This window comes from Nostoc sp. CHAB 5715, assembly GCF_020829685.1.
In the GTDB taxonomy this organism is placed as follows: Bacteria; Cyanobacteriota; Cyanobacteriia; order Cyanobacteriales; family Nostocaceae; genus Nostoc.
The window spans coordinates 1-7633 of the sequence record NZ_JAIVFR010000292.1 but is presented as its reverse complement, the minus strand read 5'-3'; the positions used below and the strand labels follow the sequence as shown (position 1 = coordinate 7633).

The 7633-nt window shown below is 43.1% G+C and carries 8 protein-coding genes and 2 pseudogenes; 9 read left to right on the top strand and 1 reads right to left on the bottom strand.

The genetic code is table 11. The annotated features are described in order from the left end of the window. The first annotated feature begins 133 nt into the window (after positions 1–133). The 8 genes from LC574_RS17370 to LC574_RS17335 all read left to right on the top strand — a co-directional run bounded on the left by LC574_RS17370 (position 134) and on the right by LC574_RS17335 (position 6932). The gene (locus LC574_RS17370; RefSeq protein WP_229454660.1) at positions 134–1465 is read left to right on the top strand and encodes a transposase; all 1332 of its coding nucleotides are present in this window, start codon (positions 134–136) and stop codon (positions 1463–1465) included. Continuing rightward, complete coding sequence (locus LC574_RS17365) at positions 1456–2427, top strand: PCRF domain-containing protein (protein ID WP_267871576.1); 972 nt, start codon at positions 1456–1458, stop codon at positions 2425–2427. The genes LC574_RS17370 and LC574_RS17365 overlap by 10 nt, the downstream gene beginning before the upstream one ends. Before the next feature lie 114 nt (positions 2428–2541). After that, a protein-coding gene (prfB, locus tag LC574_RS17360) for a peptide chain release factor 2 (protein ID WP_229454658.1) occupies positions 2542–3664 on the top strand; the annotation gives its coding sequence in 2 pieces (ribosomal slippage) (positions 2542–2613 and positions 2615–3664; 1122 coding nt in all). Positions 3665–3888: 224 nt separating this feature from the next. Next, positions 3889–4044: a DUF3285 domain-containing protein gene (locus LC574_RS17355; RefSeq protein ID WP_229454657.1), complete on the top strand. Its 156-nt coding sequence runs from the start codon at positions 3889–3891 to the stop codon at positions 4042–4044. Between the two features lie 117 nt (positions 4045–4161). After that, positions 4162–4689 carry an rRNA maturation RNase YbeY gene (gene ybeY, locus LC574_RS17350; protein WP_229454661.1) on the top strand — a complete coding sequence of 176 codons (528 nt, stop codon included), beginning with the start codon at positions 4162–4164 and terminating at the stop codon, positions 4687–4689. Positions 4690–4842: 153 nt separating this feature from the next. Next, entirely contained in the window at positions 4843–5298 is a 456-nt protein-coding gene (locus LC574_RS17345) for a diacylglycerol kinase family protein (protein WP_229454656.1), read from the top strand. A 263-nt stretch (positions 5299–5561) separates the two neighbouring features. Beyond that, positions 5562–6161, top strand: a complete 600-nt coding sequence (locus LC574_RS17340) for an aminodeoxychorismate/anthranilate synthase component II (RefSeq protein WP_196512248.1) — start codon at positions 5562–5564, stop codon at positions 6159–6161. A gap of 3 nt (positions 6162–6164) precedes the next feature. Continuing rightward, entirely contained in the window at positions 6165–6932 is a 768-nt protein-coding gene (locus LC574_RS17335; protein WP_229454655.1) for an MBL fold metallo-hydrolase, read from the top strand. A gap of 139 nt (positions 6933–7071) precedes the next feature. On the opposite strand, the pseudogene LC574_RS17330 reads toward LC574_RS17335, so the two are convergent. After that, a pseudogene (locus tag LC574_RS17330) lies at positions 7072–7512 on the bottom strand (FG-GAP repeat domain-containing protein); the annotation flags it as partial. Between LC574_RS17330 and LC574_RS17325 the strand changes: the two are divergent. Further along, positions 7507–7633, top strand: a pseudogene (locus tag LC574_RS17325) (VCBS repeat-containing protein); the annotation flags it as partial. The pseudogenes LC574_RS17330 and LC574_RS17325 overlap by 6 nt on opposite strands.

Sequence of the window (7633 nt, the reverse complement as noted above, 5' to 3'; positions counted from 1 at the left end):
AGTGCAACTGAATAGAAAAAACAGCGTGTGAACCCTTACGAACAAGCATTTGACAAATAACCGTGTCTGTTGTATTCTAGCTAATATATCAGATTTGTGGAGGAAATAAAAACGTACTGTGGCAACAAGACGAATGACTTTTCGGCTATACCCAAATGAGAAAACCCAATCTTTATTGCGGTATCACCGAAAGCTCCATAAGGACTTGTATAACGCCGCAGTAAATAACCGATTCACTCAATACCAAAAGTTCAATCATCGTGTTGATTATTTTGAGCAACAGAATTGTTTACCTGCATTCAAAGAAGTTTGGATAGAGTATAAAGACCTTCCTAGTCATGCACTACAAGCAACTTTAAAACGTGTTGATTTTGCTTTTGAGCGTTGGTTCAAGGGTTTAGGTAAACGCCCTAGATTTAAATCAATTAGGCATTATTCAGGTTGGACTTATCCAGACTGTGCAGGTTTTAAAGTAGAATCTGATGGTGAAAATGGATATCTCAATTTATCTAAAATTGGGCGTATTCAGATGCGTGGTCAGGCTAAATATTGGGGCAAACCAACCACTTGCACCATTGTTTTTCGTAATGGTAAATGGTATGCCTCAATTACTGTCAATGTATTAGACCAAGTTCTGAAACCAGAGATTCTACCCTGTGGTGCTATTGGTATTGATTTAGGCTGTAATTCTGCATTATCAATCACTGATGGCGAGAATCATCAACAAATCGACGCTCCGAAGTTTTTGAGGAATGCAGAACATCTAATCAAAAAAGCATCTAAGGAGAAAAGACGGAAAGTAGCACCAAACAGAAAGAAAAAAATTAAGGCTTCTAGACGGTTCAAAAAAGCTCAAGCATCGGTTAGTAAGCTTAACCGCAAGGTTGCAAATCAACGCCAGAATTGGGTACACCAAGTCGCTGCACAAATAACCAGCAGTAACAGCATGGTAGCGACTGAAAAGCTAGAAGTCAAAAACATGACCCGAAAAGCGAAGAAAGGCAAACGCAAAAAACAATCATGCGGACTAAATAAGTCTATTCTTGATGTTGGTTTTGGAATGTTACGCAGCACTATCAAATACAAAGTAGAACAGATTGGTGGTGTATTTGTAGAAGTTCCAACCCGGAGAGTAAAACCATCTCAAACCTGCCCTAAATGTGGAAACCAACACAAGAAAACACTTGATATCCGAGTGCATGAATGTAGTGTTTGCAACTATGTTCAGGATCGAGATATTGCTGCTGCCGAAGTTATGCTTTATTGGGCGAAAGGAATTCTACCGGGATTGGGAACCAGTCTCGTAGACGCTGATGTTACTGGCTCTACTTCACGCACCCGCAAAAAAGCGGGAAGCATGAAGCAACTGGGACAAGCGAAGCGTCAAAAATCTATAGAAAATTTCGCGCTTAACGAACTGCGGGATGTAGAAACCCACAGTTCAGGCGAAGCCAACTGTGGGTAGTTCATTACTCCATATTCTACAAGCATGAGCAATATCAGCGCTGGTGTTCGATTCTAGAAGATATCAAGGCTGCGTTGGAATTGTTGGAATTATCAGCCGATGAGCAATTGTGGCAAGAGGTGCAAACCAACCTTACCCAACTCCAACAAGAACTCGAAACAGCAGAAATACGACAATTATTGTCTTACCCCCACGACAAAAAAGGTGCATTTCTCACTATTACTGCTGAGGTTGATAATGCAGACAGTCAATACTGGGCATATATGTTGCTGCAAATGTACTGTCGTTGGGGAAAAAGCCAAAATTACCAATTGCATCTAGTAGAGATTTCTGAGGAGAATGAAGCCGGAATTAAGTATGCAACCTTAGAAATTACAACACGTTATGCATACGGCTACCTCAAATCAGAAACAGGCACACATCAACTACAACAGATATCGCCCTTCGATGTTATTAACACCTTGCGGACGAGTTTAGCTAGTGTAGAAGTTATCCCAATATTGGGTGAGTCTGTTGAGTGGGAGATTCCAGAGAAGGATTTGGAAATTACTTGGCCTCGCTATCGGGGGAATGTCAACCGTCTAGAAACATGGGTAAATATGGTTCACATTCGTACCGGAATTAGTGTATTTTGCGACCAAGAGCGCAGTCTGATGCAAAACAAAGAGAAAGCCTTTGCTATTCTCAAGAGTAAACTGTTTGCGATCGCACTAGCCCAAGGTGTCCAGCTTGACAAAATTCAACCCCGACAGATAAAACCTCTATCCAACAAGCTCATCCGTGAATATATCTTGCATCCTTACACCAAGGTGAAAGATTTACGTACCCATGTAGAAACACCTGCTGCGGTAGAGGTATTAGACGGTAAAATTGATTTATTTATCAAAGCCTATCTGCAACAGCTAAATCACACTACTTTTGTTACCCAAGAAGCGCTTGATAATTTCAAGTCACTTTTGTAACTTATATAAGTAGTGCAGAAAAATTTGCCCAACTACAGCTAAAATCAAGAAACATAAGTAGAATAAAGAGCAATTTTCCACTACTAGCGCTCTATCTCTGATTCAGCAAGCACTATGGAAGTTTTAGAACTCAAACGCGAAATCGAAACGTTGTTTAGCCGCCTGGGTAAAACCCAGGACTATCTTTGACGTACCTGCACTGACAGCCAAAATTCAAGACCTCGAAAAAATATCAGCACAGCCAGAATTCTGGAATGACCAAACCCAAGCCCAACAAACTCTGCAAGAACTCAACGACCTAAAAGCCCACCTCCAGCAATACGATCGCTGGCACGCCAATCTAGAAGATACTAAGGCAGTTGTTGAGTTGTTGGAGTTAGAAACTGATGAGGCGCTACTCCAAGAAGCAGAATCTACCATCACTAAACTCAATCGTGACCTGGATCAGTGGGAGTTACAACAGTTACTTTCCGGCCCCTATGATGCAGAAGGTGCTGTACTGACGATTAGTGCTGGTGCTGGTGGCACAGATGCTCAAGACTGGGCATTTATGCTGATGCGGATGTATACCCGTTGGGGCGAAGCTCATGGCTATAAGGTAACTTTAGCTGAAGAGTCAGAGGGTGATGAAGCCGGAATCAAATCGGCAACCCTAGAAATTACTGGTCGCTATGCTTATGGTTACTTGCGATCAGAAATGGGTACACATCGCTTAGTGCGAATTTCACCTTTTAATGCCAACGGCAAACGACAAACCAGTTTTGCAGGGGTGGAAGTGATGCCGCAGATTGATAACTCTGTGCAATTGGATATTCCAGATAAGGATTTGGAAATCACCACAACTCGTTCTGGTGGTAAAGGTGGGCAAAACGTCAACAAAGTAGAAACTGCGGTGCGGATTGTTCACCTTCCCACGGGTCTTGCCGTGCGCTGTACAGAGGAGCGATCGCAGCTGCAAAATAAAGAAAAAGCCCTAAATCGCCTCAAAGCAAAGCTGTTGGTCATCGCCAAGGAGCAACGCGCTCAAGAAATTGCCGAAATTCGTGGCGATATGGTGGAAGCCTCCTGGGGAAACCAAATCCGTAACTATGTATTTCATCCTTACCAGATGGTGAAGGATTTACGTACAAATACAGAAACAACGGCGATTAACGATGTGATGAATGGCGAAATTGATACATTCATTCAAGCTTATCTGCGCCAAGAAAATAAATTAGTAGAAAACACTGCTGCATAATTTGTGATTATTTACAAGTGCTAAGTAATTATTTTTAATATTACTTAGCACTTATTATTTATTTTTATAAGATTGGCGCGTAGGCGTAGGGTGTCGTAGACATCGCATAGCTATTCCCTCTGATTGAGGCGTTTTCAGAGAAATTCCTTAGCAATATACAGGTGATCGCCATTCTATGCTAGACCAACTGTTACAGTTATAAAAGAGTCTGTGGACAAATAACTATGAGCAACACTCCTTCAACAGAACCTCAACCTAGCTACGTAAAACTCGCCATGCGAAACATGGTACGGAAGGGTGGAACTTCCCTGAAGCATTTTGCGTTGACTGCCGTAGGGCTTTTATCTCTCCTTATTGGTCTTGCTTACTTAACTCACTAAGCTAGTCATTAGTCATTAGTCATTAATTATATTTAAAAGGACAGATGACCAATGACAAAGGACAAAGGACAGTCTTAACGAAAAACTGTAAACCTCAGACTAGGAGACTGTGTGCCCCTGAGCGTTGAACTATACGTGGAGGATGATTTTTACGAGTTGTCCCCGACAACCTCTGTAAAAATTGAGGACACTGATCCCCGAATTCCTCCTGAAACTTGGGAAAATTGGTTTAATCACTGGTTGGAAATACTTCACCCTCATATTCCGCCAGCGCCAAGTTATGAGATAGGGCTGCGTTTGACAGATGACTCGCAAATTCAAGAACTGAATGCCCAGTATCGTCAACAAAATAAGCCTACAGACGTTTTAGCCTTTGCTGCTTTGGAGGTGGATTTTCCTCAAAGCAAAGAGATGCTTGCTTCTGTACCATTATACTTAGGTGATATAATTGTGTCTGTAGATACAGCACAACGTCAAGCTCAACAGCAGGAACATAGCTTACCAACTGAGCTAGCCTGGTTAGCTAGTCACGGTTTATTGCACCTGTTGGGCTGGGATCATCCTGATGAAGAAAGTTTGGGGCGAATGTTAGAACAGCAAGTGAGATTGCTGAATGCAATAGGTATTGCTGTTGACATGGAATAGCAGGAGTTAATGTATTCTTTAATATTAATTTTGGGTAATACTTTTATAATACTTCTGTGGAAATTTGCTTAAAGATTGCCTCAAAATTAATTCCGCTATAAAAATCAGCGAATATTCCCACTGTAGCAACTCTGTTTTTGTGTTTTTAAGTGTATGTCCCAAAAAATTTCTCCATCACCAACACCCACCTCGTTACAAACACTGGTGTCTAACGAACGGGAATTCTCCTGGAAAGTAGCCTCTAATTTATTTGTTAGTTTTAAATATGCCTGGGCTGGAATCAGCTATAGTTTTCAAACTCAACGTAATTTTCGCATTCACGTAAGTGTTTGCGCGTTGGCGATCGCTTTAAGCGTTTTTCTACATCTGCAAGCGGTAGAAATAGCGGTAATTGGTGTAACTAGTGGTTTAGTTTTGGCATTAGAGTTACTAAATACAGCGATCGAGTCTCTTGTGGACTTAACCGTTAAGCAGACATACCATGATTTGGCAAAAATTGCTAAAGATTGTGCGGCTGGTGCAGTGCTTGTTTCTGCTTTGGTAGCGGTGCTGGTAGCTGGTACGCTATTGCTCCCTCCTCTGGTAAAGTTAATTATATCGACTTTGTAGACGTGATTTGCTCCGGCGTAGTCTGCCGCAGGCATCGCCAAGTGAACCGATAAGAGGATCACACTCTGTCCGATCCCCTGGAGAACACATTATAAGCAATTCAAAAGTGAGGCGATCGTGCCAAGCATTCTGGGTAAAGGATTACTTGGTAATCTTTAGGCATCCACGTCAGCGTTATTTTTACACCTAGCGAACAAATAGCATGAGATATTTGTCTATGCTTTTTGCAACTGATCAGTGGTAAAAACCAGGAGTGATAAGCTTTGATTATAGTTATCGACAATTACGACAGTTTTACATATAATTTAGTGCAGTATCTGGGAGAATTGGCAGCAGAATTCCCAGTGGCAGATGATATTAAAGTTTTTCGTAACGATAAAATATCCATAGATGAGATTCGGGCATTAAAGCCGGAAGCCGTGGTTATTTCTCCTGGGCCTGGTCGCCCGGAAGATGCGGGTATTTCCCTAGAATTGATTGAACAGCTAGGACAAGAGTTGCCAATCTTAGGTGTCTGTTTGGGACATCAAAGCATCGGTCAAGTGTTCGGTGGTAAAATAATTCCTGCTCCAGAGTTGATGCATGGCAAAACCTCTCAGGTGTCTCACACTGGGGTGGGGGTTTTTCGGGGATTAGAAAATCCTTTAACCGCCACCAGGTATCATAGTTTGGTGATAGAACGTGAGACTTGCCCAGATGTGTTAGAAATCACCGCTTGGGTTGAAGATAACACCATTATGGGAGTGCGACACCGGAACTATCCTCACATTCAGGGCGTCCAGTTTCACCCAGAGAGTGTCCTGACATCTTCAGGAAAACAGTTATTGCGAAATTTTCTGGAACAGTTACAGTCGAGAGCATAATTAATGAAACGACGACAGTTGATGGGCTATGCTGGGGCGGGGTTAGTCACAGCTTTGGTTACTACCTTGGGTTCTGAATCTCAAGCTGACGCACAATCTAGCGGTTTATCAGTTCAGTGGTTGGGTCATACTTGCTTTCTTTTTACTGGTGGCGGTGCGAAAATTCTTGTCAATCCATTTCGGGCGATCGGCTGTACTGCTGGGTATCGTCCACCGAAAGTTGCAGCAGATTTAGTACTGATTAGTAGCCAACTGCTAGATGAAGGTGCTGTAGACGTACTACCGGGGAATGCAAAACTCATCTACGAGCCGGGAGTTTACGAGTTCAAAGGCATTAAGTTCCAAGGAATTGCCATAGACCACGATCGCAAAGGTGGTAAGCAGTTTGGCTCAAATACCGCTTGGAGTTGGAAGCAAGGCGGAATTAATATTCTACACTTAGGTGGAGCTGCTGCACCCATTTCCATTGAGCAAAAAATCCTAATGGGGCGTCCCGATGTAGCATTTATTCCAGTGGGAGGCAGTGCAAAAGCCTACAATGCTGAGGAAGCAAAGCAGGCTGTTCAAGTGTTAAATCCCAAGGTGGTTATTCCAACCCATTACCGGACACAGGCGGCTGATGCTGCTGCGTGCGATATTTCACCACTCGATAATTTTCTGACCTTGATGCAAGGTATGACAGTGCGGCGTAGCAATGGAGATAGTATTTCCATTAGCCCTAAAGATTTGCCGGAAAATAGCGTGATTCAGGTTTTAAGTTACAAATTTTGAGCAGTAAGTTCTGGAAGGGATGAGGGAGTAGGGGGAGCAGGGGGAGCAGGGGGAGAAGAACTATTGATTATTGACCAATGCCCAATGCCCTATGCCCCATGCCCCATGCCCCATGCCCCATGCCCCATGCCCTTAACTTTTAGAACGTATACCACTGTGGCCCAAGCTTATCTGCGTCGCTGATGGGAGTCTCAACGGCTGTTGTCTCATTTATAGTCCAAATGTTGTCTGTACCTGCTGTCTGATCGCGCCAGTAGATGTCGGTCTTACCATCGCCGTTGAAGTCGCCAAGAGATGGTGTCAAGGCCGCGTTATTGGTCGGTAAGAAAGCTTCAGTAGAAACTGTTGTACCATCCATCAACCAAGCGGTGTTCGCACCTGTAGTTCCATTGTGCCAGAAGATATCGGTCTTGCCATCACCGTTAAAATCACCAATTTTAGAAGTCCAGGATGAGTCAAGTGTCCCTAGAGCGCCTTCTGTGACTAAGATACCATTCATCGTCCAAACCTTGTTCTCACCTGTTTGAGCGTTTCTCCACAGCAAGTCAGTGCTTAAATCGCCGTTGAAATCGCCAACGCTATTTGGCAGATGGATGGCACAACAGTTCTGAATGCAACTGTTCTAGACACAACAGACGCAGCACTAACTCCTACCATTGTTGATTTTGACGGCAATGGCAAGAGTGACATTTTCTGGCGCA

Bases quoted from the DNA above. Each gene is read 5' to 3' on its own strand.
- LC574_RS17345 (WP_229454656.1), top strand. From the start codon at position 4,843: ATGTCCCAAAAAATTTCTCCATCACCAACACCCACCTCGTTACAAACA.
- LC574_RS17335 (WP_229454655.1), top strand. From the start codon at position 6,165: ATGAAACGACGACAGTTGATGGGCTATGCTGGGGCGGGGTTAGTCACA.
- LC574_RS17355 (WP_229454657.1), top strand. From the start codon at position 3,889: ATGAGCAACACTCCTTCAACAGAACCTCAACCTAGCTACGTAAAACTC.
- LC574_RS17370 (WP_229454660.1), top strand. From the start codon at position 134: ATGACTTTTCGGCTATACCCAAATGAGAAAACCCAATCTTTATTGCGG.